The sequence below is a fragment of the Rhizobium ecuadorense genome (genome assembly GCF_001187535.1).
GTDB classification, from domain to species: domain Bacteria; phylum Pseudomonadota; class Alphaproteobacteria; order Rhizobiales; family Rhizobiaceae; genus Rhizobium; species Rhizobium ecuadorense.
Window position 1 is genome coordinate 45,583 of record NZ_LFIO01000935.1, and the last position, 23,242, is coordinate 68,824.

Consider the following 23,242-nt stretch of genomic DNA (forward strand, 5'->3'; position numbering starts at 1 on the left):
GAGACAGACCAATGGCTGTTGAATACCTCGGCTCGGGTTCCACGGACGGAACCCAACTCGGCCGTAGCGCCACCGACAAGGTGGGCCTCTACGGTGTTACTCCGGTGGCGCAACGCACCAGCACAGTGCTGGCGACGTCTCTCCTGTCGGCATCCTCCTACGTTTCGGTGGCTTCCAATACCGCGGCGATCATGCTGGAACTGACAAATGCGCTGATCGCGCTCGGGGCCTACAAAACCTCGTGACGAAAATCGTCATCGCGACCCCCAGCCTCGCCGGTCCGACCGAGCCCTACAAACGGGCTTTGGCCGGATCGGCACCCTTGCTGGAAAACGCCCACTTCATTCAGGAAATCGGCAATCCATACATCTCGGCTGCGCGCGCTACCATGCTGCGCAAGGCGATGGATGGGCAGGCCGACATCGTGGTCTTCATCGACTACGACCTGAGTTGGGCGCCTGAAGACCTCGTTACCCTTATCAACACCCCCGGCGAAGTCGTGGCTGGAACCTACCGGTTCAAGAAGGATGAGGAAGAATACATGGGCGGATGGCTCACGGACGCGACCGGTCGACCGGTATTGCGCGACGATGGCTGTATACATGCCCATCGAATCCCCGCCGGCTTCATGAAGATCACCAAGGAAGCCGTCGATAAATTCATGCGCGCCTACCCAGAACTGATTTACGGCTCACGCTACGCGGCGGCTGTCGATCTGTTCAACCACGGTGCTATCGACGGCGTCTGGTACGGCGAGGATTACGCCTTTTCGAAGCGCTGGACGGAAAAGTGCGGCGATATCTGGCTGATCCCTGATCTCAACATCTCGCATCACAGCAGTGATCGGGAGTTTCCCGGCAATCTCCATGAATTCCTTCTGCGTCAGCCTGGGGGCTCGAAAGCATGAGCATTTCGAATTATTCCGAGCTGAAGGCTGCTATTTCGGACTGGATGGCTCGCTCCGACCTATCAGGCAACGCCGCTGACTTCATCACGCTTGGCGAGGCACGTCTCAACCGCCTGCTTGGCCAAGTCGCCACCACGGCCACGCTTTCCGGCTCAATCGGCGCGCAGACGCTCAGCATCGCCTCCCTGTCCGTTCAGGAACCGCAAAACCTCTACTACACGCAGGGCGAAACGGAATGGTTTCTTGTCCCTCGCGCCTTGGGCACGTTCTCGACGACGACGATCCAAGGCCAACCCTCCATGTGGGCGATCGAGGGCAGCACAATCTCGCTCGATCGGCCGATGATCGAAGCCTATTCATTCCGGTTCGTCTATCTCGGCCGCTTTGCCCTTTCGGATGCCGCGCCGACCAACGAATTCCTCACCAACAACCCGGATCTCTATCTGGCCGCCGCCATTGTCTGGGGCTGCGCCTACACCAAGGATGCCACTATCCAGGCATGGAAAGGCATGCTCGACGAGTTCACGGCGGAAGTTGCGAACGAGAATTCCCGCAAGAAGCGCTCTCAGCTCACGGTTGACCCGGCGCTTGGGCTGATGGGCCGCGCTCGCTGGAACGTCAGGACCGATTCCACCCCATGATGATCCCATTCCCCCCGTTCGAGCCCGACAAGAGCCCGTTTGAAGGCTCCAGCAGTTCGAACGTCGTCAACGCTCTGCCTGTCGCCAATGGCTGGGGGCCGATGCCGGGGCTGACCGAGATCTCCGATGCTCTGGCGGCCGAATGCCGCGGCGCTGTCTACGTGCGCACGGCGGCCGGAACCTATGTCATTATTGCGGGCACGGCGACCCGCCTCTACCGGCTCAACACCACTGATTATTCGTGGGTGGATATCAGCGGCCCGAGCGCGCCGTATAACGTGCCGCTGCAGGACGCATGGACGTTCACGCGTTTCGGCGACAAGCTGGTTGCGCACAACCTCTCCGATCCAATCCAGCTCTATGACATCGAGGTGGCCGGGAACTTTGCCAATCTCGCCGGCAGCCCGCCGAAAGCGAAATATTCGTGGGTGGCCGGCGATTTCCTCGTCCTTGGCTATCTCGACAGCACCAACGGCCAGAAGACGGTTCAGTGGTCGGGGATCAACGATATCGAATACTGGACAGTCGGGAAAAAGGGCTGCGACGTTCAGGAGTTGCCGGAAGGCGACGAGGTCATGGGCGGCTTTGCCGATACGGGCGGCTTCTCTGTTATCCAACGCTCTGCCATGCAGTTCTTCACCTTTGCACCCGCCTCCGGCTTCACCTTCACGCGCACGGTGCTGAACGCCAAGCAGGGAACGCTTGCGCCGCGGTCGATCGTCTCGATTGGCCCTGGCCGGTTCTTCTATCTCTCGGAAGATGGTTTCTTCGGCGGCGTCAATCGTCAGCCGATCGGCGCGGAACGGGTGGACCGGTGGTTTCTGGAGCAGGTTGACCAGACCTATCTCGGCGACGTTCAAGGATCTGCCGATCCGTTCAACAAGATCGTGTGGTGGAAATACCGCGCTCTGAACGGCAATTTCTACCGTCTCGGCTATGACTGGCAGCTTGATCGCTGGTGCACCACCGATATTGCAGTTGGCGAGATGATGGCGCTGGCAACCCCTTCGCTGTCCTGGGATGGCCTCGATACCCTTTATTCGAAGATTGCAGACGTTGCGGAGCCATTCGACAGCCGGTTGTTCTCTGGTGGCCGCCCGACCTTCGCGACCTTCACCACCGACAACAAGCTGGCCTATTTCTCCGGCCCTGATCTGCAGGCGACGATCGAGACGGCACAGGTTGAGATCGATCAGAACACCCGAACATTCGTCAACAGCGCCCGCGTCATTACCGACGCGCCGATATCCGGCTTTACCCTGGCTGATGGCACGATGAGCTACCACGGCGACGCGGTCACATGGTCAACCGCCAACGCGGCAAACCGTGCCGGCCTCGTGCCGTTCCGGTCTGATGGGCGGCTGCATAAGTTCCAACTGGTGATTGCCGAAGCAACGGTCTGGACCATCGCCAGCGCAGTCAACGCCCACGGCGCGGCGAGTGGTGAGCAATGAGCGTTCTCGGCACATTCGTTGGCAATGTCGATCAACCGGTTTCCGTGGCGCTGGCCGGCACGAGCCTGACTGACGTGGTGACGGCGACCGATGACAGCCTGACCGCCGCGTCTGTGGCCTTCGCCAACGATTCAGCCGGCGCCGTCACCTGCTACATCTACTGGTATCAGGCCAGTACGACGACCGATTGGGTGATCTGGGTGGGCTCTGTCCCGACGAAGACCACGACGATTGTCTCTGACCTGCCCATCCGGCTTCGCGACGGCGACAAGATCAAAGTCATCGGAGCCGCGAGCGTCAAGGCTACCGTCATCACCATGTTGAACTTTGCTCTCGGCCGATGAGGATTGCTATCGCCAACGCTCAAGAGGTTGATCAAATCTGGCCTCTGTTTTCGGCACGCCTCCAGGCGGCATGTGAACGGACCGGCGGTGACATCTCATCGGGCGAACTCTGGCAGATGTGCCGATCGGGGCAAGCGTTCTGTGTCGTTGCCTTCGATGACAGCCCAAAAGCGATCCTGATCATGCAATTCCAGAAATGGACGGCAAAGACCGTCATGCGCTGCCTCGGGATTGTTGGCGATGGCGTCAATGAATGGCTCCCGGCGGCTCGAGACTTCATTTCGCAGATGGCGAAGGACGGCGGCGCTACCAGCTTTGTTGCCGAAGGCCGGGAAGGGTGGGCGGCACTCTTTCCTGACGCGAAAAAACTCCGCATCACTTTCGAGGTGCCTTTATGACCGGTTCAAGCAAGCAGACAACAACCAGCAATTCCGCGCCGTGGGCAGCCGCGCAACCGGCGCTCAAGCAGGGAATTGGTGCGGCGCAGAGCCTTTACAACAGCGGAACCGGCGCGCAGGTCTACACCGGCTCTACCGTCGTGCCGTGGGATGCCAAGACCACGCAGGGCATGGGCGTCATCAGCAATGCCGCAAATGCCAACAGCGGCGGCCAGGGCACGTCTGGGCAATATCAGGACATCATCAACAACGGCGGCTACAATGCCGGCCAGCTCGACGCGCTGAACAATACGCGCGCTGTCGCCAATGGCTCATTCAACATCAACGAAGATCCGGGCTTTCAGCAGGTGGTTGACCAAGCAACCAATTCGGTCAATGGCAGCGCATCGGCGGCCGGCCGGTATGGTTCCGGCGCAAACCAGCAGCTTCTCGGCAGCACGATCGGCGACCTCGGCGCGCGGCAGTATCAGGCGTGGCAGGCCCGCAAGGACTCGGCCAACAGCAATCTTTTCAATATGTCGCAGCAAGGGATCGGCAACCTTTCGACGGCCTATAGCGGCCTCCAAGCTCCGGCGCAAAGCCTAATGCAGGTTGGCGCCATGAACGAGGATCTGGCAACGCGGCAGATGAACGACAAACTGCGGATCTTCAACGAGCGGCAGTCGAAACCTTGGGAGAATTTGTCAAGATTGAACGCGATTGCCTCTGGAGCAGGGCAGTTGGGTTCAAGCCAGACGCAATCGCAACCTGGACAAAATCCATTTCTCACGGCTCTTGGGTACGGCGCATCCGGGGCTGGATTGCTCGGATCGCTTTTCTAGCCTCTGCCATGGTTTGGGTGATAACCAAATTCCTTTTCGGCCCGTAAGCGCGCGGCAATAGCATCACTGATGTCATCGTAGACACCGAGACTTCTAAGGCGCCCATCCACAGTGATGTGGGCCTTCCACCGCTTCTTGTCTCTGATGACGCCGCAAACGCCGCTTTTATTGGACGAGAAACGCTTTCTGTTCCGCTGGTTTTCCAATCGGCTGACATCGCGTAAATTGGTGATCCGGTTGTCTTTCGGATCGCCGTTAATGTGGTCAATGCAGTCTTTCGGCCAGTCTCCGGAATGCAATAACCAAGCAACCCGGGCCGCGCCATATTGGCGGTCGAAGATATTGCCGCACAGGTAACCTTTGCCGTCGACTGTAAGAAAAGCCTCCTTGTTGGCGAATTGGTTGTTCCATCGCTTCGCGTTGGTGGTCGAGCCTCCAAGGCAGGCATCAGAAAACATCTCGACCGGCCTCGGAAGCCAAAACAGCTTTCCGGTCTCCGGCTCATACTTGAGAAGCTTGGAAATTTCTGCGAACGTCAGTTCAGCCATTTCGACCTCCTGTAAGGTTGGCTTGGTTAGAGCGCGTCGTGGGATTGCCGTCCCCGGCGCGTTCGCATTTTACCATTGCTATACCTCAGATAGCAACAAGAAGAGGTCTTAAATGGCACTTCCTCCCTTCGCCAATGGGTTCCAGCCGTGGCTCCGCGGCAACTCCGATATGCTGCTTCAGGCAGGCGCTGGCCTCCTCGGCGGCTCGAACCCTCAAGAGCAGGTCGCAGGGCTCGCCCAAGGCGTTGCCGGCGTCCGCCAGCGCAACAAGACGCTCGAATTTCTCCGCACGCAGAACCCGGATCTCGCGGCGGCCGTCGAAAGCGGCGCGCTGTCCGGTGGCGATGCCTACAAGCTGTTCTATCAGCAGAAGCTTGAGGCGCAGAAGCCGAAGAACAATTACATGTCGGCCGGCGGCTCGCTCTACAACACCGAAACCGGCCAATGGATGACGCCTCCAAAAGCTCCCGGCGATGTTGATCAGGAGACCTTTTACGGCAACCCGATCCCGATCCAGACGCCGAACGGCATCCAATACGGCCAGATAGGCAGCAGGGGATCATTCAAGCCGATTGACATCGGCAACGGCAACACGTTCGCCCCACCAGCGAAGACCGTCGATCTCGGAAACTCTGTTGGGATCATTGGGCCCGGTGGCGTGCAAACCAACAACATTCCGAAAGACCTTGCTGGCGCCGAAGAGCAAAAGGCGCTCGGCAAGGGGCAGGGAGAGGCAACGATAACGGCAAGGACAGCACTGCCGGCCGCTCAACAGGCCGCTACAGACGTAGCCAACCAAGTCAACCGCCTGAAGAACGACCCCGATCTTGCAAGTGTTCTCGGGCCGCTCGACTCCATCACGCCGAACATCAGTGAAGGTTCTAACCGTGTGCAGGGATACATCAACCAGCTCGGCGGCGGCGCGTTTCTCCAGGCCCGCACCCTTCTCAAGGGCGGCGGCCAGATCACCGACTTCGAAGGAAAGAAAGCCGAGCAGGCTTACATCCGCCTCAATCAGGCGCAGGGCCCTGAAGATTTCAAAGCGGCTCTCGACGATTTCAACGATGCGGTCCAATCGGGCCTTGCGAAGCTCGCCGCCCAGGCAAATCACGGCCAAACCCAGCCGCAAGGTTCGCCCGGAACCGTCCGTCGTTATAACCCGCAGACGGGGAGAATTGAATAATGCCCGTCCAGATCCAGGCGCCGAACGGCGAAATCGTCGAATTCCCGGACGGCACGGCTGATGACGTCATCGTCAGGGCCATGCAGGCGACATACGGCCAGGATGATTTGAGCACTGCCAGCGCCGACACCAAGGCGCTCGCCTCTGAGTTTTCGGCGGCGCTCCAGAACCCTTCCAAGGCAATCGATGACCAGCGTGTCGCTGACGCCAAGGCCAATCGGGACGATTTTTATAGCCGCGGCATCTATGCCGGGAAGTACAACCCGCTCGGGCCGATCGCCAAGGTCATAGACGCTGGCGCAAGCGCGGCGCAACGCGCACCGTTGCTTGGGTGGGACGATGAAATAACCGCCGGCTGGCGCTCTCTCATCGGAGATACCGACTATGCCACGGCGCAGGCGCAGGAGGACGCCAAAAAGACCGCCATGCGGCAGCAAAACCCCGTCGCATCCGTTGCTGGTGATATCGGCGGCGGTCTCGTCATGGCGCGTGGTCTTCCGAACGTTCTCGCTGGCCGGAACCTGCCGATCATCGGGCGCACTGGTGCCGCTGCTATCGAGGCTGGCGGATACGGCGCTGTCACCGGGGCCGGCGAGGCAAAACCTGGCGATCGATTGGTGGGGGCGGCAACCGGCGGCATGCTCGGGGCCGGCTTCGGCGCCACCTTGTCGAAGGTCGGCGATGTGCTGGCTTCCAGGGCCGCCCGCAAGGCGGCAGGTGCTGCGGCGCCTACGGCCGATGAACTGAAAGTGGCGTCAAAGTCGCTTTACGATCAAGCCTATCAGTCGGGCGTTGCCATCGCTCCTCAAGCGGCCGATAACATCGTGAACAATATGACGGTAGCCGCCGGCCGTATCAATGAAACGCTGCGCCCGAAGACGGCCGGCATTCTTGCCGATGTGCAGGCGCTTCGCGGCAAGCCTATGGATCTCCAGACATTTCACGAGTTGCGTCAGGAAATAGACCTCGCAATCCGCGGCGCTGAGCCTGGAGATGAGCGGATGCTTCTGCGGATGCGCGATATCCTGAACAGTTTCGCCGATAATGCCCAGCAGGGCCATCTTACCGGCCCCGCCAGTGGGCTGAAGACGTTCCGCGAAGCTGATGATCTGTGGGCGAAGCGTTCGAAGGCACAATTGCTTGAAGATCTGTTCGATCTCGCCGACGTGAAGTCGGGCAGGTATTCCCAATCCGGCATGGAAAACGCACTTCGCGACAAGGCATCGCAGCTCTATACGCAGATCGTCAAGGGCAAGGTCAAAGGGTTCACGGCCGAGGAAATCGGCGTCATCCGGCAACTGGCGAAAGCTGAAACGAGCGGCGCAGTGGCGAAATGGGTTGCCAAATTCGCGCCGCGTGGGGTTGTCTCTGCAGGCGCTGGTTCTGCACTAGGGGCGTCGATCGGTTCGCTTTTCGGGCCTGCGGGGACGGCGATCGGGTTCGCTACTCCTGGCGCAATTGGGCACGTGGCCGCCAGGTCAGTGGACAACGCGGCTCTTCGAGGCATTCAGGCGGTTCGCAACGCAGCAGCCAGCGGCACGGCGCCGGTCCTCAACGCCATTTCAAACCGTGCGCTGCCTCTGATCGGTCCAGGGGCGGCGGCCGTCAGTAGCCAAGTACAGCGGCGTAGATAAACTTTGATATTTGGGAAAGGACGATTGCCACAATAAACAGCGGCAACGTCACATTGAAAAACCAGAAGGCTCCCGGCCCCCAAAACGGTTCTTTCTTCCCCTCGCGCCGCCATTCGCTCTCGTGAAGATCGAGATTCTTGCGGAAATCGTCGTTCAATATTTACCCCTTCAGGTGGCAGCATGGCTAACGTCAATCTGAGCCAGCGCGATATCGACTATATCGCACGGGTTGTCGATACGGAAGTACCCCGCTCTATGCAGCGCTCCAACCCGCAGGAATATCAGCGGATGGTCGGCGCCGTGGTGGACACCGTCACAAACCGCATGGCCTCGGGGTCATATCCGACGTCGGCAACCGGCGTTCTCAACCAATCGCGGCAGTTCTCGAAGATCACGGGGCCGTCGTTCCTCAACCCGTATGGCTCGGTGCAGCAAACCCCGCGGGCACCTGAGAGCGTGCGCAATATGGTTGCCGATCGTATCGCGGGTGCGGCTGCCGGCGAACCATCTGCGATCGGTGGCGCGCTGAACTATGCCAACCCGAATTTTTCCTCGAAAAGCAGCCTTCGCGGCTGGATAGATCCGATGATCAACGCCGGCGCCCAGGCTTTCGGCGTCGGCAAGAGCGTCCACTATCACGGCACGCCTCCCGGCCAGCAGCCAGCCGGACCTTATTCGGTGTCAGCGGAAGGCATACCGAACGGCCGCATTCCGGTGCCGACCCTTCTCGACGTGCCAAAGGCGCCGGCCAACCCATTCGACGCCATCCTTTCCCAGCCATCCTTTCCTGCAACCCCGTCCCCTGTCCAGAGAGGAGCGCTTGCCGACGTGAGCCCCGTTTCATTCGACAATAGCCGGTTCGGCAATCCCCCGGCGCTCGCCTACACGGGCGGCCTTCTCAGCCCCGAGTCTCTGGTGGGGTTCGATGCCGAACGCTTCCCTTCGACCGCACCTGTCGCCACGACGCCGCAACAGCTACAACGCGGTCTTCTCGACCAGCAGCTTAACGCCGGCATTCTCCCGGATCTACGCGCGCCGGCAACGAACTGGCCTGGCTCACCGGTCGCTCCGCAGACGCCGCCAGCGCCAAGCGCCGTTGCCTATGCCGATCCAACGGTGACGCATGCGCCGGACTCGATCCAAACGGCGGCGGTTCAGCCCGAGACGCCAGCGGTTCACAGCGGCCTCCTGTCCGATCCCGAAGCCGCGCGGCTCCAACAGCAGCAAGGCTTGATGGGCGGCCCGCTCCAGCATTCCACTCCTGCGGAATTCCAAGCCTATGTCGATCGCACGCAAAAGGCGATGGACCGGCAAAACATGCTTGGCGGCCTCGGCGGCGGCCTACTCGGCGGCCTTGTCCTTGGGCCAATCGGTGCAATTGCCGGCGGTCTTCTCGGGAAAAACATCGCACAGCGGAATTTCTACCCCGAGGCCCCTCCGGCTAATCCGAACAACAACGGGAAACAGCAGACCGGTTTCGCCGGCCTCAACGAATCCGGCCGCCGCGCCTACTCCGAAAGCAAGCAATTCCGCGATGCCGTCGACGGAAAGATGAGCGCCGGGCTCTGGTAAGGAAAATATCATATGGCAAAAAATACATTCCTCGATTGGTCCGAAACCGCCTCGAACAACACCGATATTGGCGGCGTCGGAATTCTCGGAACCAATGCGGTTTCCAACTTCGACGACGCCTTCCGAACCCTCATGGCGCAGTTGCGCGCTGGCGTTGACGGTGAGGTGGTCTATGTCACCAAAGCCGGCAACTATACGGCGGTGGCGAACGACAATAACGCCATCATCCGCTTCACGGCGGTCGCAACGCTTTCTCTCACCGCGGCTGCTACCCTGGCGGCGAATTGGCACCTCACTGTCATCGCCGACGGTGCAGACGTGACGATCGATCCGAATGGTGCCGAGACGATCGACGGGGCGGCAACCCTCGTTGTTCCCAATGGGTTTAGCGCTCTCATCGTGTGCAGTGGGACGGCGTTTTACACCAACAAATTCGTTTCCCTTGTGCAGAACAAGGCGACGATGAGTTTCGGCGAGTGCCGCGTGACCCTGTCCGGCGGCAATCTCCTGCTGTCCAGGTTCAATGGTCAGCTCCTGACCATCAACGGCCTTCACTATTCAATCCCATCTGCCGGCGTCACCCTCGCTGCCACCTCCCTCACGCCTTCCACGCTCTATTACATCTACGCCTATATGAACTCAGGCACGATGACGCTTGAAGCCTCGGCAACGGCGAATGCTACAGACACCGTCACCGGGATGCAGATCAAGACAGGAGACGCCACCAGAACGCTTGTCGGCATGGCTCGGCCTATCACCGGGCCAGCATGGGCAGACAGCAACCAGCAAAGATTTGTCCGCTCGTGGTTCAATGACCAAGGCGTCACCCTGAGTGGCGTGCTTGCAGCAAGCACGGATGCGGCCAGCACTTCGCCATCAAAGCTATCGACGAATCTTGACATCGAGGCGCTTCTGTGGAGTGGGGAAGTCTTCGATGTTACCTCTTCCGGCGCCGTTTTCAACAACACGGCAGACGCGGGTAACATCTCGACGATTGCCTTTGACGGAACTGGCGAAACCGCTGGCGCCATCTCTCTGACCACGGCTATCAGCCAAAATCTGCCGTTCTCCGTCTCGGCGATCAAAACTGGCCTTGCACAGGGCTATCATCTCGCAACTCTGTTCGCATCCACAAATATCGTTTCGACCGGTCGCTGGCGCGGTGACGCCGATGGCCGACGTACGAATATTGTTGGGCGCGTTCATCGATAGGGAAAATTTATGCTCACCATCAAATACGGCTCCGGTATCCAAGCTTTCGGCAACAGCATTCCATTCGGCTATAATGCCTCCTCGGGGGCTGGCTATGTCAACAGAATGTCAGCTTGGGTCGGCGGCGCGGTCGAGAACCGTGCGATCGGCAGCACGGGCGTCAAGAGCATTGCCGAGCAGGGATACACCTATCATCCCTATGGGTCTCGTTCGAAGCTCTGCATCTGGGATGGGCCTCTCAATGATATCCGTGGTGCATCTGCAGCCGCTCTCGATTGCATCAAGCCGGCTCTCGATGCCTTTCTGTCTTCCGCCTTCATGGGCGGCGGCCGGCCGGCATCACACTCTCAGGTTATCAGGAGCGGGACATGGTCTGCGCTCTCGAATGCCTGGGGCGGGAAGGCGTTCCCGCTCTCCGGGACGCCTCTTCTTACCACAGATCCGAACGCAAGCCTGACGTTCAGCTTCACCGGCCCGAATATTTCGGTGCACGCCTTCTCGACGGGCGGAGTGGGGAACTACGGCAATCTGAATATAGAGATCGACGGCGTTTCTACGGTCTTCGAAATCCAGGGGAAGGCAAAAGCGGCAGATGTAGCATGTGCGGCCGCAAAAGCGTTCTTCGGGCTAGGGGCTGGGGCGCATACCATCAAAATCAGCCCTGTTGGTGCCGGTAATACCGTGGTTGACTGCATCGGCATTCCTTACGCGCCGAACTTCGCGCCGGTTCTGGTCGGCCAGATCCCATATATCACCAACTGGACGCAATACGGCGCGATCGGCACAAAGGCCGACGTCGATGCTGCAAACATCATCATTGCTAATGCCGTCGATGAGTGGAAAGCTGCCGGTTTCCCGGTCGAGTGCGTCAATACCAACGATTTCTACGACGCTGTGACCGGCTGCGATACGGATGGCATACATCCGACGAACATCGGACACCTGAACTATGCCACCGGATATCTCTCGAAGATCCGCATCATCCCTTGATTTCTGCACGGAATACTGGCACGCGAATGTGCCATGGACGCTATCGAAACCCATTGGGAAGTCAGATCAGCAGTTTACCTCATGCACCGGTCGATCGCCGGTCCTGATGCGACGCTTCTCATTGGCGATAGCATTACCGAAGGCTTCTATTGGAACAAGATCGGTGATTGCAGCGTCGTCAATGCCGGGTTCGGTGGAATAAACGCTGCGGGCATGGCTCGATACATGGACATACTCCTGCAAGACGGAGCGCCAAAATATGCGGTCGTCATGCTCGGATCCAATCCAGACGTTAATCTGGAGACGTTCAGGAAGCGGTATTCCGATATAGTCGGCAGGCTTTCGAAGGCGGGGACAACCGTAATCCTCGTCAGCATCCCACCGGTTGAGCCTGAAAAGCTTCTCGTAAAGCGTTCCATGGATGCAATTGCCGCCATGAACGCCATCATCAAGGACGAGATCGCCGCCCCTCGCGGGCTGGAATACGTAGATCTCTACGCAAAGATGACGATCAACGGCAAAGCGGTTTCGGGTTCCACCACAGACGGCATCCACTTCACGCCGGACTCCTACCGCGTTGATTACAAGATGCTGGACAACGCGCTTCAGCACCAGATCGCAGTGACCGGAAAGCCCTGCCAGTAGCCTGAAACTCTCTCACATCACCGGAGACATCCATGCTCGTCCACAATTGGGCCGAGGTGCTGAAACGCGCCTGGTCTGTTCGATTCATGGTGCTCGCGCTCATCTTCATCGTGCTTGAGCCGATCTACAATTTCGTCGCCGCCACCTGGGTATCCCACAACATTTATATCCAGCTTGGGATGTCGGTTGCGACCGGCCTCCTCACCGCGGCCGCGATTGTCGCCCGCATCGTCTTTCAGCAAAAGGTCTCTGGAGATTTGAATGGCAAACCGCCTTCAGAAGGGTAGCGCTGCGGCTGCAATGGCCGTGGCGCTCGTCGGCAGCTTCGAAGGGCTGAGGCAGAACGCCTATCCCGATCCGGCCACACAGGGGCAGCCGTGGACGATCTGCTATGGCAGCACCAATGGCGTGAAGCCTGGCGACCGCAAGACCGTCGAGCAGTGCAAGGCGCTTCTCTCGCTCGAACTGCAAACCTACGCCAAGGGCATCGAGCAGTGCGTCACGGTCCCGCTGCCGGATTCGCGTTTCGTGGCGCTCACGTCATTCGGATATAACGTAGGCATCAAGGCAGCTTGCGGATCGAGCGCGATCAAGCTCATCAACCAGGGCAAGACCGCTGAAGGCTGCGAAGCGCTGTTGAAGTGGAATAAGGCCGCAGGCATTACCTTCCCCGGCCTGACTCGCCGCCGGCAGAAGGAACGCCAGTTCTGCCTTGAGGGCCTGTAAAATGTTCGGGCTCCTTGACGGATTGAAGCTCGGGGCAGGCATCGCCGCCGGCTTGCTCCTCTATCACCTGTACGCCATTGCGATCGGCTATCCCTCGGCTGCGAGAGAAGCGCGGGCTGGGTATGTGATTTTGGCCGAGAAGACCGCAGCCGAAGCCAAGGCGACCGAAATGGAGCGCCAGCGCAATGCCGCCGCCCAAGCCACCGAAGAGCACCGCAAGCGCCTCGAAGCCGCGCAAGCCTCCGAGCAGTTCGCCAAAGACACCCTGGAAACCGAGATAAAATCGTATGAACTCCAGCTTTCGCAGAAGAATCGCCAGTGCGTGCTTGATCGCGGCGACGTTGACTTCCTGCTCCGCCACTGAGCGGCTGAACCGTGCGGCTTCCGCCAAAGGGCAGGCGTCGGCCGGTCTGCTGCTTCCGCCATTGCCGGATGATCTGCGCCGGCAGGAAGCCCACGCTGCGGTCACAGAAGGCCAGCCGTTGATTTCGATCCTCGCACGCGAGCGGCAAGCCCTCGATAGGGCCAATGCCCGTCAGCGGCGCACTGTGACCTTTTTCGACGATCTCTCTTCAAAACTCGGAACACGCCCATGATGCTCGGCCTATCGACTGCCTTGACCGCGCTCCGTCGCACTGGTGGCTCGGCAACCGCTGTCTATTATGTTGATCCGGCGGGCTCTGACGCCAATGACGGCCTTTCGCAGGCCGCCCCGTGGCAGACGCTGAGCAAGGTCAATGCGGCCACGCTCACGCCAGGATCCTCGGTTCTCTTCAAGGGCGGCTCGACGTTCACCGGCCAGTTGAACCTAAGCGAGGGGAAGCACTTCGGCAGTTCGGGGCTGGTGACCACGTTCGGGTCATATGGCACCGGCAAAGCGACCATCCAGGCCGGGGCGAATACTGACAAGGGCGTCTATGCCCTGAACCCCCACCACGTGACCATCCAGGATCTCATCCTCGTCGGCACCGGCTCCGCCGTAAGCACGGCCCGAGGTTGTTACGTGGTGAATGACCTCCTGGGCAACTCCAAGCTCGATGGAGTATCCCTGCTTCGCTTGGACGTCTCAGCCTATGGGGTCGATGGCATAGCCGTTTACACTGGGGATACAGCGCAAGCGGCAGGATCCGCCTCTGGATTCAACGGCATCCTGATCGATGGTTGTGTCGCCCACGACAACACCGGCAACGCCGTGGACTACTACGGCAACGGGATCAGCATCCAGGGCATCTACGGCCTCAACCTCTACCCAGTGTCTCATACCAACCCCGTCATTCGGAACTGCAAGGCTTACAACAACACTGGTAAGGCTGGCCTGGCAAACTCCCATTCCGGCAACGGCATCCTGCTGGGCCAATGCTCGGGAGCGTTGGTGGAGTTCTGCGAGGCATACAACAACGGAGCAAACAACACGTACTCCTCAGGCCCGGTTGGCATCTGGTTCTACGATTGCATCAACTCCATTATCCAGAAGTGCGAGAGCCACCACAACAAGACCGGGCTCGGCACGGCCGATGGTGGAGGTTTTGACATCGATGGCGGCTGCCAAGGGTGCATCATCCAGTATTGCTACAGCCACGACAACTATGGCTCTGGCCTCCAGATGTACCAGTATGCCGATGCCGCCAACATCAAGCAGATGCTCAACAATACCATCCGGTACAACATCTCCGAGAATGACGCTCAGCAGAACACCACGACTAAAGGGGCTATCCTGCTCGGCAATGGGGAGGCCCGCGCATCCTCCGGGAACAATGTCTACGGCAACACAATCTTCAGCAGCGTGGCCTCGATGAACGGGCTGTACATCGGCACCAACCCGAACCAGTTCACCACGTCCTACTTCTCCAACAACATCGTGTATCTGACTGGCGCTGGCTCCAAGGTCATCAACTCCTCGACCAGCACCACGCCCGCGATCCTGTGCATCGGCAACTGCTATTCGTCCCCATCCACGTCCATCAAGTGGGGGGCGAGCACTTACACCACCTTCTCGAACTGGCGAACTGCCTTCCCCACTCAGGAGACTGTGGCCGGTGGCGCTACCTTCAAGGCCGCCAACCCGACGCTGGTGGGGACCGTGCCCGTAGGCAATATCAACGGCTTCGACCCCTTACTCCTCGGCGCCTACAAGACGCAAGGGGCTTCGGTCTGTCGCAACGGGGGCCAGGACATCAACGCCCTCTACGGCATCACTGTGGGGTCGCAGGATCTGTACGGGAACGCGATCCCCCAAGGGCTCTACGACATCGGCTGTTTTGAAAGCGCATAAATGCAGCTCACCGCACTGCGCTAACAATGCGGTGAGCCTAACCACCCACGATCACCGGGATCGCGAATAGGCTGGCGTATAGTAACGGCAAGAAGCTTTCTCATACGTAAATGGCATGACAGGGCAGGGCAGCGGGTTAATGACATCCAATGAAGATCTTATGCTGGCCCTCGGGCGGCTCGAAGGAAAGCTTACCGGCATAGATGAAAAGGTTGCTCTCCTACGGGAGGATGTAAGCGACGAAAAGGAAAACGCCCACGAGAGCCGATCGGTGATCCATCGTCGCCTCGATGAGCAGATGAAACAAATACACCTGCTCGACAAGGTGGTGGAGATCAGCAGCGGGGTAGATGTCACCCTTCGGGAGGAGATCAAGGCGCTGAAGGAAACAGTGGACAAGAACCACGCGGCCACACAGCCAGCCCTTGAAGAATGGAAACGCATGAAGGCTATCGGCTACGGCGTCTCAGGGCTGATCGCATTTGCTGGCCTCACGACGGGCGCGATTGTCACTTGGGCAAGTGATGGGGCCGTTTCAGCCTTTCGCCACTGGCTGAAGATCAGTTAGCCGGGAATGGCTAAATCTCGATGACAGTGCTTTCCCCCGGCTTAATCTCTATTTTTTGACCGTCCTTAGCGAAAACCCACACCGAGTTTCGCGATGTGTTTGTAAATTGAGCGTAGCGGCCGACTTGCTGGATGCCAATTCCATAGTTGACTGGCGGCTCTCCATACGGCCACTTGGCGCGCTCTTCATCAGTCCATCGTGGTTGCGTCATTCCGTCTTCTCCCCTGCTTCCTTGAGGGCTGTGTCACTATAAATGAGTCCCTTTGAACTCAGCGCTGACGTAATAGACCGACCCATCGTCATCGATCTTTGAGTAAGGGCGCTCGGGACTTGGCTTTGTGTCGTTGGCATCCAGCTTCTCCCCTGCTTCCTTCAGCGCGGCGTCGATCATGGCGCTCCAAACCTCTTCTGCCTCAGATTTCGTACGGCCTCGGTTGCCTTCGTAATAGTCGAATTCTGCCTCAGCCTTGATCATCGCCTCGGTAGGGGTGCGCAGGGCCGCAATTGCCGCTATAGCCATCGAGCGGTATTTATCGTCGTCGTCTAGGACATCCTGCCCCTCGATAGCCCGAGCCACCTTCTCCACCATGCTCTCCATTCACCTATCTCCTATGCCGTAGGGAACGCGCAGCGAACGGACTGTGCCGAATCTGTGCCACATCGCTGTGCTAATCCATGCATGCCGGTGCACTTTTGTTCTAGATCTGGTTTCGCTTTTATAGCACGAAACCCTTTGTCTTTCAGGGGAAAAACTGGTGCTGCCGAGTGGGATTGAACCACCGACCTCACCCTTACCAAGGGTGTGCTCTACCACTGAGCTACGGCAGCAGGACCAGAACCCGTAGAGCCGGGTGGCTCAATTGCGGGAACGGGGCGGCTATTGCCACAGCTTGGCGGCAAGCGCAAGCAGCAAATTCCAACTTCGCGTGGATTGGCATGCAAGGGCCTTTTGGATCGGCGCGAATTCGGCTAATCCTGTGACATGAACGACAAGACCGAAACCGGCCAGCAGAGCCGCAAAGAGGCAATCGAGGCACAGGCGAAACTGCGCCGCGAGCGCGCCGCCGAAAAACTCCGGGAAAATCTTTCAAGACGCAAACAGCAGGTGCGCGCCCGACGTTCCGGCCAGGCCGATGAAACAAGTGGACTGCCCGCCGCAAAAATGGACGAATCGTAATGTTCCGTCCCGGACGAATTGAAGCCTCGCAAGAAATCCCCTAAACACCTCACCTTCTTTCAAGGCAGAACTTTCAGGAAAGGCGGGCGCGGCCCGTAAGCGCACATGGATCGTATCAGAATCGTCGGCGGTAATGAGCTGAATGGCATCATTCCGATTTCCGGCGCCAAGAATGCCGCATTGCCGCTGATGATCGCCTCGCTTCTGACCAGCGATACGCTGACGCTCGAAAACGTGCCGCATCTGGCCGATGTCGAACTCCTGATGCGCATCCTCGGCAACCACGGCGTCGATGTTGCCGTCAACGGCCGCCGCGAGCGCCAGGAGGATTCCTACGCCCGCACGATCCATTTCACCTGCCGCACCATCGTCGATACCACCGCTTCCTACGAACTGGTCTCGAAGATGCGCGCCTCCTTCTGGGTCATCGGCCCGCTCCTGGCGCGCGAAGGCCATTGCCGCGTGTCGCTGCCGGGCGGCTGTGCCATCGGCACGCGCCCCGTCGATCTTTTCATCGACGGCCTGACGGCGCTCGGCGCCACCATGGAGATCGAAGCCGGTTATATCAACGCCAAGGCGCCGAAAGGCGGCCTGATCGGCGCGCGCTACACCTTCCCGAAGGTCTCGGTCGGCGCCACCCATGTGATGATGATGGCGGCAACGCTTGCCCGCGGCACGACGGTCATCGGCAACGCCGCCCGCGAGCCAGAGGTCGTCGATCTCGCCAACTGCCTGAACGCCATGGGCGCCAAGATCTCCGGCGCCGGCACCGCGACCATCACCATCGAAGGCGTCACCTCGCTCTCCGGCGCCCGCCACCGCGTGCTGCCGGATCGTATCGAGACCGGCACCTATGCCATGGCCGTCGCCATGGCCGGCGGTGACGTCGTGCTCGAAAATACCGATGTGGCGCTGCTCGACACCGCGCTGGAGACGCTGCGCCGCGCCGGCGCCGAGATCTCGTCGACCAACAACGGCATGCGCGTCAGGCGCAATGGCGCCGGCATCAAGCCGGTCGATATCGTCACCGATCCCTTCCCGGGTTTCCCCACAGATCTGCAGGCGCAGTTCATGGCGCTGATGACCCGCTCCTCCGGCATCTCGCACGTCACCGAGACCATCTTCGAAAACCGCTTCATGCATGTGCAGGAGCTTGCCCGCCTCGGCGCCAGGATCACGCTCTCCGGCCAGACGGCGAAGATCGAGGGTGTCCAGCGGCTGCGCGGCGCGCCCGTCATGGCGACCGATCTGCGCGCTTCCGTTTCGCTCGTCATCGCCGGCCTTGCCGCCGAGGGTGAAACCACGGTCTCTCGCGTCTATCACCTCGATCGCGGTTTCGAGCGGCTCGAGGAAAAGCTGACCCGCTGCGGCGCAGTCGTCGAGCGCATCAGCGAGTAAGCAGCGCTCATCCCGGTTGCGTAATTGCCCGCAGCATCTTATTTCCCTTGTCTACGCATCGCCATTCCGGCGGTGCCTGCTGGGGATTGAGCCTGAATGACCGACCTGAAGCTTGTTGCGCTCGATGACGAGGACCTCGCGATCATTTCCGCGCATATGCAGGACAGCGTCTTCAAGGTCGGTGATATCGACTGGTCGCCGCGCGACGCGCAGTTCGCCCTTGCCGTCAATCGTTTCGTCTGGGAAGGTGCCGAGCGCAAGCGCCGGGGTTTCGAGCGCCGTCGCGCCGCCCTGGTGTTCAAGCGGGTGCTGGCCGTGCGCTCGCTCGGCATCGATCGTGGCAAGCGGGACGAGGTACTGTCGCTGCTGGCGTTGCGTTTCGAGCAGAAGGGCGAGGGGCCGGAGGGCACGATCGAGCTGTCGCTGTCCGGCACCGCCTCGATTGCGCTCGATGTCGAATGCATCGAGGTGCAGCTCGCCGATATCGGCGGTGCCTGGGAGGCTTCGTCCAAGCCTCGTCACCGCTAATGCATGTCGCCCGGAAGTGTGCAGCGGTTCCGGGATAACGACATGCATAAAACAATGAGTGTTTGACGCTTGACGTTTGAACATCGCAGTTTCGAGTTGAGAAGGAATATCGGCCTTGGCAATCTGGCTGGATCAGGCATCGGAAGGTTTCGAGCAGCGTTTTGCCGCCTTTCTGACGACGAAGCGTGAAGTCTCCGAGGATGTGAACACAGTCGTTCGCGCCATCATCGATGATGTCAGGGCCCGCGGCGATGTGGCGCTTGCCGAATATTCGCGGAAGTTCGACGGCATCGATTTCGCCGCCGTGCCGATGCGCGTCACGCCTGAGGAGTTCGACGCGGCCGTCGAGGCGGTGCCTGCGGAAGTGCTGGGGGCGTTGAAGCTTGCGGCGCTGCGCATCGAATCTCATCATCGCCGACAGCTGCCGAAGGACGATATCTACGAGGACGATCTCGGCGTCGGCCTCGGCTCGCGCTGGACGGCGATCGAAGCGGTCGGGCTCTACGTTCCGGGCGGCACCGCGAGCTATCCGAGCTCAGTGCTGATGAATGCCGTGCCGGCCAAGGTCGCCGGCGTCGATCGCATCGTCATCGCCGTTCCCGCCACCGGCGGGGCGGTCAATCCGGCGGTGCTTGCCGCCGCCAAGCTTGTCGGTGTCACCGAAGTCTATCGTGTCGGCGGCGCCCAGGCGATCGCCGCTCTTGCCTATGGCACCGAGACCATAGCCCCGGTCGCCAAGATCACCGGCCCCGGCAATGCCTATGTCGCTGCCGCCAAGCGCCATGTCTTCGGCACCGTCGGCATCGATATGATCGCCGGCCCTTCCGAAGTGCTGGTCATTGCCGACAAGGACAACAATCCGGATTGGATCGCCGCCGATCTCCTGGCGCAGGCCGAGCACGATGTCAGCGCCCAGGCGATCCTGATCACCGATAATGCCGAATTCGGCAAGGCTGTGGAGCAGGCGGTCGAACGCCAGCTGAAGACGCTGAACCGCGCCGAGACGGCGGCAATAAGCTGGCGCGATTTCGGCGCGGTCATCCTGGTTTCCGATCTGCAGCAGGCCATTCCGCTGGCCAACCGTATCGCCGCCGAACATCTGGAGCTTGCCGTCGCCGATCCCGACCGGCTGCTTGACGGCATCCGCAATGCCGGCGCGATCTTCATCGGCGCCCATACGCCCGAGGTGATCGGCGATTATGTCGGCGGTTCGAACCATGTGCTGCCGACGGCGCGTTCGGCGCGCTTCTCCTCCGGCCTTTCGGTGCTCGATTTCGTCAAGCGCACCTCGATCCTGCGGCTCGGGCCGGGCGAGTTGCGCACCCTCGGCCCGGCAGCGATTGCGCTCGCCGTCTCCGAAGGCCTCGATGCCCATGCGCGATCGGTCGCGATCCGCCTCAATCTCGAAAGGTGAGGGGATGGCGGCGGGCGTTTTCCGGCTTTGCGACGTCGTCCTCGACGATACGATCGGCCGTTCGACGCCCGATGTCGAGCATGAGCGCGCCGTCGCCATCTTCGATCTGATCGAGGAGAACAGTTTTGCGCCGATCGGCCACGCCGGCGGGCCTTACCGGCTGAACATATCGCTGGTCGATTCCAAGCTGGTCTTCGCCATCACCACTGAGGAAGGCGGCAATGTCGCCACCCATATCCTGTCGCTCACCCCCTTCCGGCGGATCGTCAAGGATTACTTCATGATCTGCGAGAGCTATTACGAAGCGATCCGTTCGGCGACGCCAAGCCGCATCGAGGCGATCGACATGGGCCGGCGCGGCATCCACAATGAAGGTTCGCAGACGCTGAAGGACAGGTTGGCCGGCAAGATAGAGGTCGATTTCGACACCGCCCGGCGCCTGTTCACCCTGGTCTGCGTGCTCCACTGGCGCGGATGACGGCAATGGATCGCGCCGCCGACATCGAGCAGGGGAAGAGACCGGGCGCCATCCTCTTCATGTGCGGGATGAATGCCATCCGTTCGCCGATGGCCGAAGCCATCGCCCGTAGCATTCTGCCGTCCAACACTTATATAAGGTCGGCCGGCGTTCGCGCCGGCGAGCGCGATCCCTTCGTCGATGTCGTGCTCGATGAGATCGGGCTTTCCCTCGGGCGCCGCCTGCCGCAGACTCTGGAAGAGCTCGAGGACGATTATTTCGATCTGATCATCACGCTGTCGCCGCCGGCCCATCACGCAGCCCTCGAGCTGACGCGCTCGAATGCGATCGATGTCGTCTACTGGCCGACCATGGATCCGACGGTTGTCAGCGGCACGCGCGAGCAGATTCTGGCGAGCTACCGTGAGGTCCGCGATCACCTCACCGGCCTCATCGAAAGCCGGCTGCTCAAACGAAATGGCATTGCCGCGCAATCGGCATGAAAACAAATAAAGGAAAGCCTGATCAACAAGGTTCACAAACCTTCGTTGATTGTGTAGTTTCCGCCCAAATTTTAAGGGCGCGCGCTGCGCTGCCTCTTCAACCCACAGGAAGAAAACCACTATATGCCGAAAGAAGAAGTCCTCGAATTCCCTGGAATCGTCACCGAACTTCTGCCGAATGCGACGTTCCGCGTGAAGCTCGAAAACGAACATGAGATCATCGCCCATACCGCCGGCCGCATGCGCAAGAACCGCATCCGCGTTCTTGCCGGCGACAAGGTGCTTGTGGAAATGACGCCCTACGATCTGACCAAGGGCCGCATCACCTACCGTTTCAAGTAAGCTTGTCCAAGGTCTTGCAAAGGGGTTCCCCCCGTCTGCCGATGGTCGAGGTTCCATGGCGCTGAAATACAAGCTCATTCTGGCCTCGGGCTCGCCCCGCCGCGTCGACCTGCTCAACCAGGCCGGCATTGAACCATCGCGGCTGATGCCGATGGATATCGACGAGACGCCGAAGAAGTCGGAGCATCCGCGTTCGCTGGCGCGCCGGCTTTCGGCCGAGAAGGCGGAAGCCGCCCTTGCCGCCATCAAGGGCGATATCACCTGGAAGGGCAGCTATATCCTCTCCGCCGATACGGTGGTCGCCGTCGGCCGGCGCATTCTCGGCAAGGCCGAGTTCGCCGACGAGGCGTTGAGTTCGCTGCATCTTTTGTCGGGACGCAACCATCTCGTCTATACCGGCGTTTGCCTGGTGACGCCGGATCGCAAGATCCGCCAGAAGATCGTCGAGACCAAGGTGCGCTTCAAGCGGCTCTCCGGTTTTGAGATCGAAAACTACCTGGCCTCCGGCCAGTGGCGCGGCAAGGCGGGCGCCTACGGCATCCAGGGGCTGGCCGGCACCTTCGTGCAGAAGATGGTCGGCTCCTACACCAATGTCGTCGGCCTGCCGCTGTATGAAACCATTGTACTTCTGACCGGCGAAGGCTTCGACGTGCATAGCCGGTGGCCGGAGGGCTGAAGCCCGCGGCTCCTGAACTAGGACGGACCGATCATGCCCGAAGACAAGAAAGCCGCCGCCAAGGTCGAACCGCTGCGCAAGGCGCGCCCTTGCCCCGAATGCGGCAAACCCTCACACCGCGAACATTACCCCTTCTGCTCCAACCGCTGCCGCGAGGTCGATCTCTCCCGCTGGCTGACGGGCGCCTATGCCATTCCGGTTGCCGACGACGAGACGAAGGCCGAATATCCGGACGAGGAAAACTAGAGCAATTCCAGGAAAAGTGCGAAGCGGTTTTCCGTCCGGAATTGCGTAAAAACAAGAAGCTAGAGCGGTACCGCGCTTCCATCAAAAGCTGCACCGCTCTAGGGGATCACTTCGCGAACCTCTTATTTTTCCTCATGAATCCGCAAAACGCGCAAGACCGTCAAAAAAGAGTCATTTGACGCTTGCCATGGGCGAACAAGATGCTATAACCCCGCTCGCTTCCGGGGCGCACCAAGGCCCCGCGGTTCTTTTTCTAAAGAAGATCCATCGGAAGCAGGTTAGCCCAGGTAGCTCAGTTGGTAGAGCAGCGGATTGAAAATCCGCGTGTCACTGGTTCGATTCCGGTCCTGGGCACCATTCTTTTTCTTTCAGTTCGTCAGGTCTGGCGCGTCGATCGGCAGAAAGCGATTTCTCTGCGGCCCCAAGATCAGCTGTCTGACTTCTCCGGGGTTCCGCATACACTCGGAACTATTGGTGAGCGGGATGAGTGTGAAGCCGCTCATGCCAGACAAGCTTGTAGATCAGCTTCTCCGTCTCAAATGGTATCTCCCGACAGATTAATCCGTGCTGGGCTGCACGCGCTCCG

At 60.0% G+C, this 23,242-nt stretch carries 31 protein-coding genes and 2 tRNA genes; 29 read left to right on the forward strand and 4 right to left on the reverse strand.

What is annotated here, in order from left to right; translation table 11 throughout:
• The first annotated feature begins 11 nt into the window (after positions 1–11).
• From AF337_RS16365 to AF337_RS16395, 7 genes are read left to right on the forward strand one after another with little or no spacing between them, the layout of a single operon-like run.
• Positions 12–245, forward strand: coding sequence for a hypothetical protein (locus AF337_RS16365; RefSeq protein WP_049732857.1), 234 nt, complete (start codon positions 12–14; stop codon positions 243–245).
• Positions 242–907: a hypothetical protein gene (locus tag AF337_RS16370; protein ID WP_049732858.1), complete on the forward strand. Its 666-nt coding sequence runs from the start codon at positions 242–244 to the stop codon at positions 905–907. The genes AF337_RS16365 and AF337_RS16370 overlap by 4 nt, the downstream gene beginning before the upstream one ends.
• Positions 904–1,548, forward strand: coding sequence for a phage adaptor protein (locus tag AF337_RS16375; protein ID WP_049732859.1), 645 nt, complete (start codon positions 904–906; stop codon positions 1,546–1,548). Before AF337_RS16370 ends, AF337_RS16375 begins: the two co-directional genes overlap by 4 nt.
• Positions 1,545–3,002 (forward strand): hypothetical protein, encoded by a 1,458-nt coding sequence (locus tag AF337_RS16380; protein ID WP_049732860.1) that lies wholly within the window; start codon positions 1,545–1,547, stop codon positions 3,000–3,002. The genes AF337_RS16375 and AF337_RS16380 overlap by 4 nt, the downstream gene beginning before the upstream one ends.
• A complete protein-coding gene (locus AF337_RS16385; RefSeq protein WP_049732861.1) occupies positions 2,999–3,346 on the forward strand; it encodes a hypothetical protein in 348 nt (115 codons plus the stop codon). The genes AF337_RS16380 and AF337_RS16385 overlap by 4 nt, the downstream gene beginning before the upstream one ends.
• A complete protein-coding gene (locus AF337_RS16390; protein WP_049732862.1) occupies positions 3,343–3,744 on the forward strand; it encodes a hypothetical protein in 402 nt (133 codons plus the stop codon). Before AF337_RS16385 ends, AF337_RS16390 begins: the two co-directional genes overlap by 4 nt.
• Positions 3,741–4,565 carry a hypothetical protein gene (locus AF337_RS16395; RefSeq protein WP_049732863.1) on the forward strand — a complete coding sequence of 275 codons (825 nt, stop codon included), beginning with the start codon at positions 3,741–3,743 and terminating at the stop codon, positions 4,563–4,565. Before AF337_RS16390 ends, AF337_RS16395 begins: the two co-directional genes overlap by 4 nt.
• Here the strand turns inward: AF337_RS16395 and AF337_RS16400 are convergent.
• Positions 4,562–5,113: an HNH endonuclease signature motif containing protein gene (locus tag AF337_RS16400; RefSeq protein ID WP_049732864.1), complete on the reverse strand. Its 552-nt coding sequence runs from the start codon at positions 5,111–5,113 to the stop codon at positions 4,562–4,564. The two genes, AF337_RS16395 and AF337_RS16400, sit on opposite strands and share 4 nt — an antisense overlap.
• A gap of 169 nt (positions 5,114–5,282) precedes the next feature.
• Between AF337_RS16400 and AF337_RS16405 the strand changes: the two genes are divergently transcribed.
• Complete coding sequence (locus tag AF337_RS16405; RefSeq protein ID WP_152971108.1) at positions 5,283–6,296, forward strand: hypothetical protein; 1,014 nt, start codon at positions 5,283–5,285, stop codon at positions 6,294–6,296.
• Positions 6,296–7,930: a hypothetical protein gene (locus tag AF337_RS16410; protein WP_049732866.1), complete on the forward strand. Its 1,635-nt coding sequence runs from the start codon at positions 6,296–6,298 to the stop codon at positions 7,928–7,930. The genes AF337_RS16405 and AF337_RS16410 overlap by 1 nt, the downstream gene beginning before the upstream one ends.
• Here the strand turns inward: AF337_RS16410 and AF337_RS42300 are convergent.
• Entirely contained in the window at positions 7,902–8,087 is a 186-nt protein-coding gene (locus tag AF337_RS42300; RefSeq protein WP_152971109.1) for a hypothetical protein, read from the reverse strand. The genes AF337_RS16410 and AF337_RS42300 overlap by 29 nt on opposite strands.
• Before the next feature lie 23 nt (positions 8,088–8,110).
• On the opposite strand from AF337_RS42300, the gene AF337_RS16415 reads away from it, so the two are divergent.
• From AF337_RS16415 to AF337_RS16455, 10 genes are all read left to right on the forward strand, one after another.
• Positions 8,111–9,502, forward strand: a complete 1,392-nt coding sequence (locus AF337_RS16415) for a cell wall hydrolase (protein WP_049732867.1) — start codon at positions 8,111–8,113, stop codon at positions 9,500–9,502.
• 12 nt (positions 9,503–9,514) lie between these two features.
• Positions 9,515–10,714, forward strand: a complete 1,200-nt coding sequence (locus tag AF337_RS44000; RefSeq protein ID WP_049732868.1) for a hypothetical protein — start codon at positions 9,515–9,517, stop codon at positions 10,712–10,714.
• Between the two features lie 9 nt (positions 10,715–10,723).
• Positions 10,724–11,704, forward strand: coding sequence for an SGNH/GDSL hydrolase family protein (locus tag AF337_RS16425; RefSeq protein WP_049732869.1), 981 nt, complete (start codon positions 10,724–10,726; stop codon positions 11,702–11,704).
• Positions 11,705–11,737: 33 nt separating this feature from the next.
• Complete coding sequence (locus AF337_RS16430; RefSeq protein ID WP_049732870.1) at positions 11,738–12,349, forward strand: SGNH/GDSL hydrolase family protein; 612 nt, start codon at positions 11,738–11,740, stop codon at positions 12,347–12,349.
• Between the two features lie 32 nt (positions 12,350–12,381).
• Complete coding sequence (locus tag AF337_RS16435) at positions 12,382–12,636, forward strand: DUF7940 domain-containing protein (RefSeq protein WP_049732871.1); 255 nt, start codon at positions 12,382–12,384, stop codon at positions 12,634–12,636.
• On the forward strand, positions 12,611–13,075 hold the full coding sequence (locus AF337_RS16440) for a lysozyme (protein WP_049732872.1): 465 nt from the start codon (positions 12,611–12,613) through the stop codon (positions 13,073–13,075). The genes AF337_RS16435 and AF337_RS16440 overlap by 26 nt, the downstream gene beginning before the upstream one ends.
• A 1-nt stretch (position 13,076) precedes the next feature.
• A complete protein-coding gene (locus AF337_RS16445; protein ID WP_049732873.1) occupies positions 13,077–13,439 on the forward strand; it encodes a hypothetical protein in 363 nt (120 codons plus the stop codon).
• A gap of 4 nt (positions 13,440–13,443) precedes the next feature.
• The gene (locus AF337_RS45460; RefSeq protein WP_082336822.1) at positions 13,444–13,671 is read left to right on the forward strand and encodes a hypothetical protein; all 228 of its coding nucleotides are present in this window, start codon (positions 13,444–13,446) and stop codon (positions 13,669–13,671) included.
• Positions 13,668–15,347 carry a right-handed parallel beta-helix repeat-containing protein gene (locus AF337_RS16450; protein WP_049732874.1) on the forward strand — a complete coding sequence of 560 codons (1,680 nt, stop codon included), beginning with the start codon at positions 13,668–13,670 and terminating at the stop codon, positions 15,345–15,347. The genes AF337_RS45460 and AF337_RS16450 overlap by 4 nt, the downstream gene beginning before the upstream one ends.
• Before the next feature lie 139 nt (positions 15,348–15,486).
• Positions 15,487–15,915: a hypothetical protein gene (locus AF337_RS16455; RefSeq protein WP_049732907.1), complete on the forward strand. Its 429-nt coding sequence runs from the start codon at positions 15,487–15,489 to the stop codon at positions 15,913–15,915.
• A 247-nt stretch (positions 15,916–16,162) separates the two neighbouring features.
• On the opposite strand, the gene AF337_RS16465 is transcribed toward AF337_RS16455, so the two are convergent.
• Both AF337_RS16465 and AF337_RS16470 read right to left on the reverse strand, forming a co-directional pair.
• Positions 16,163–16,513, reverse strand: a complete 351-nt coding sequence (locus tag AF337_RS16465) for a hypothetical protein (protein WP_049732876.1) — start codon at positions 16,511–16,513, stop codon at positions 16,163–16,165.
• Positions 16,514–16,668: 155 nt separating this feature from the next.
• A tRNA-Thr gene (locus AF337_RS16470) sits at positions 16,669–16,743 on the reverse strand.
• Between the two features lie 154 nt (positions 16,744–16,897).
• Here AF337_RS16470 and AF337_RS16475 point away from each other — a divergent pair.
• The 10 genes from AF337_RS16475 (at position 16,898) to AF337_RS16520 (ending at position 23,013) form a co-directional block, all read left to right on the forward strand.
• On the forward strand, positions 16,898–17,092 hold the full coding sequence (locus AF337_RS16475) for a hypothetical protein (protein ID WP_049732877.1): 195 nt from the start codon (positions 16,898–16,900) through the stop codon (positions 17,090–17,092).
• A gap of 105 nt (positions 17,093–17,197) precedes the next feature.
• Entirely contained in the window at positions 17,198–18,490 is a 1,293-nt protein-coding gene (gene murA, locus AF337_RS16480; protein WP_049732878.1) for a UDP-N-acetylglucosamine 1-carboxyvinyltransferase, read from the forward strand.
• 96 nt (positions 18,491–18,586) lie between these two features.
• Positions 18,587–19,018, forward strand: coding sequence for a DUF2948 family protein (locus tag AF337_RS16485; RefSeq protein ID WP_049732879.1), 432 nt, complete (start codon positions 18,587–18,589; stop codon positions 19,016–19,018).
• Between the two features lie 115 nt (positions 19,019–19,133).
• Positions 19,134–20,432 (forward strand): histidinol dehydrogenase, encoded by a 1,299-nt coding sequence (gene hisD, locus AF337_RS16490; protein ID WP_049732880.1) that lies wholly within the window; start codon positions 19,134–19,136, stop codon positions 20,430–20,432.
• 4 nt (positions 20,433–20,436) lie between these two features.
• Positions 20,437–20,910: a UPF0262 family protein gene (locus tag AF337_RS16495; protein ID WP_049732881.1), complete on the forward strand. Its 474-nt coding sequence runs from the start codon at positions 20,437–20,439 to the stop codon at positions 20,908–20,910.
• Positions 20,907–21,392 (forward strand): arsenate-mycothiol transferase ArsC, encoded by a 486-nt coding sequence (locus AF337_RS16500; RefSeq protein WP_193393630.1) that lies wholly within the window; start codon positions 20,907–20,909, stop codon positions 21,390–21,392. Before AF337_RS16495 ends, AF337_RS16500 begins: the two co-directional genes overlap by 4 nt.
• Positions 21,393–21,515: 123 nt before the next feature.
• Positions 21,516–21,734: a translation initiation factor IF-1 gene (infA, locus tag AF337_RS16505; protein ID WP_003545338.1), complete on the forward strand. Its 219-nt coding sequence runs from the start codon at positions 21,516–21,518 to the stop codon at positions 21,732–21,734.
• Positions 21,735–21,789: 55 nt separating this feature from the next.
• The gene (locus AF337_RS16510) at positions 21,790–22,410 is read left to right on the forward strand and encodes a Maf-like protein (protein ID WP_010028866.1); all 621 of its coding nucleotides are present in this window, start codon (positions 21,790–21,792) and stop codon (positions 22,408–22,410) included.
• A 33-nt stretch (positions 22,411–22,443) separates the two neighbouring features.
• Positions 22,444–22,656 (forward strand): DNA gyrase inhibitor YacG, encoded by a 213-nt coding sequence (yacG, locus tag AF337_RS16515; RefSeq protein WP_049732883.1) that lies wholly within the window; start codon positions 22,444–22,446, stop codon positions 22,654–22,656.
• Positions 22,657–22,937: 281 nt separating this feature from the next.
• Positions 22,938–23,013 (forward strand) — tRNA-Phe (locus AF337_RS16520).
• Positions 23,014–23,242 lie beyond the last annotated feature (229 nt).

Excerpts from the sequence above, each read along its gene's own strand:
- AF337_RS16365 (WP_049732857.1), top strand. The coding sequence starts at position 12 with ATGGCTGTTGAATACCTCGGCTCGGGTTCCACGGACGGAACCCAACTC.
- AF337_RS16375 (WP_049732859.1), top strand. The coding sequence starts at position 904 with ATGAGCATTTCGAATTATTCCGAGCTGAAGGCTGCTATTTCGGACTGG.
- AF337_RS16380 (WP_049732860.1), top strand. The coding sequence starts at position 1,545 with ATGATGATCCCATTCCCCCCGTTCGAGCCCGACAAGAGCCCGTTTGAA.
- AF337_RS16385 (WP_049732861.1), top strand. The coding sequence starts at position 2,999 with ATGAGCGTTCTCGGCACATTCGTTGGCAATGTCGATCAACCGGTTTCC.
- AF337_RS16390 (WP_049732862.1), top strand. The coding sequence starts at position 3,343 with ATGAGGATTGCTATCGCCAACGCTCAAGAGGTTGATCAAATCTGGCCT.
- AF337_RS16395 (WP_049732863.1), top strand. The coding sequence starts at position 3,741 with ATGACCGGTTCAAGCAAGCAGACAACAACCAGCAATTCCGCGCCGTGG.
- AF337_RS16400 (WP_049732864.1), bottom strand. The coding sequence starts at position 5,113 with ATGGCTGAACTGACGTTCGCAGAAATTTCCAAGCTTCTCAAGTATGAG.
- AF337_RS16405 (WP_152971108.1), top strand. The coding sequence starts at position 5,283 with ATGCTGCTTCAGGCAGGCGCTGGCCTCCTCGGCGGCTCGAACCCTCAA.
- AF337_RS16410 (WP_049732866.1), top strand. The coding sequence starts at position 6,296 with ATGCCCGTCCAGATCCAGGCGCCGAACGGCGAAATCGTCGAATTCCCG.
- AF337_RS16415 (WP_049732867.1), top strand. The coding sequence starts at position 8,111 with ATGGCTAACGTCAATCTGAGCCAGCGCGATATCGACTATATCGCACGG.
- AF337_RS44000 (WP_049732868.1), top strand. The coding sequence starts at position 9,515 with ATGGCAAAAAATACATTCCTCGATTGGTCCGAAACCGCCTCGAACAAC.
- AF337_RS16425 (WP_049732869.1), top strand. The coding sequence starts at position 10,724 with ATGCTCACCATCAAATACGGCTCCGGTATCCAAGCTTTCGGCAACAGC.
- AF337_RS16430 (WP_049732870.1), top strand. The coding sequence starts at position 11,738 with ATGGACGCTATCGAAACCCATTGGGAAGTCAGATCAGCAGTTTACCTC.
- AF337_RS16435 (WP_049732871.1), top strand. The coding sequence starts at position 12,382 with ATGCTCGTCCACAATTGGGCCGAGGTGCTGAAACGCGCCTGGTCTGTT.
- AF337_RS16440 (WP_049732872.1), top strand. The coding sequence starts at position 12,611 with ATGGCAAACCGCCTTCAGAAGGGTAGCGCTGCGGCTGCAATGGCCGTG.
- AF337_RS16445 (WP_049732873.1), top strand. The coding sequence starts at position 13,077 with ATGTTCGGGCTCCTTGACGGATTGAAGCTCGGGGCAGGCATCGCCGCC.
- AF337_RS16450 (WP_049732874.1), top strand. The coding sequence starts at position 13,668 with ATGATGCTCGGCCTATCGACTGCCTTGACCGCGCTCCGTCGCACTGGT.
- AF337_RS16455 (WP_049732907.1), top strand. The coding sequence starts at position 15,487 with ATGACATCCAATGAAGATCTTATGCTGGCCCTCGGGCGGCTCGAAGGA.
- AF337_RS16465 (WP_049732876.1), bottom strand. The coding sequence starts at position 16,513 with ATGGAGAGCATGGTGGAGAAGGTGGCTCGGGCTATCGAGGGGCAGGAT.
- AF337_RS16475 (WP_049732877.1), top strand. The coding sequence starts at position 16,898 with ATGAACGACAAGACCGAAACCGGCCAGCAGAGCCGCAAAGAGGCAATC.
- murA (WP_049732878.1), top strand. The coding sequence starts at position 17,198 with ATGGATCGTATCAGAATCGTCGGCGGTAATGAGCTGAATGGCATCATT.
- AF337_RS16485 (WP_049732879.1), top strand. The coding sequence starts at position 18,587 with ATGACCGACCTGAAGCTTGTTGCGCTCGATGACGAGGACCTCGCGATC.
- AF337_RS16495 (WP_049732881.1), top strand. The coding sequence starts at position 20,437 with ATGGCGGCGGGCGTTTTCCGGCTTTGCGACGTCGTCCTCGACGATACG.
- AF337_RS16500 (WP_193393630.1), top strand. The coding sequence starts at position 20,907 with ATGACGGCAATGGATCGCGCCGCCGACATCGAGCAGGGGAAGAGACCG.
- infA (WP_003545338.1), top strand. The coding sequence starts at position 21,516 with ATGCCGAAAGAAGAAGTCCTCGAATTCCCTGGAATCGTCACCGAACTT.
- AF337_RS16510 (WP_010028866.1), top strand. The coding sequence starts at position 21,790 with ATGGCGCTGAAATACAAGCTCATTCTGGCCTCGGGCTCGCCCCGCCGC.
- yacG (WP_049732883.1), top strand. The coding sequence starts at position 22,444 with ATGCCCGAAGACAAGAAAGCCGCCGCCAAGGTCGAACCGCTGCGCAAG.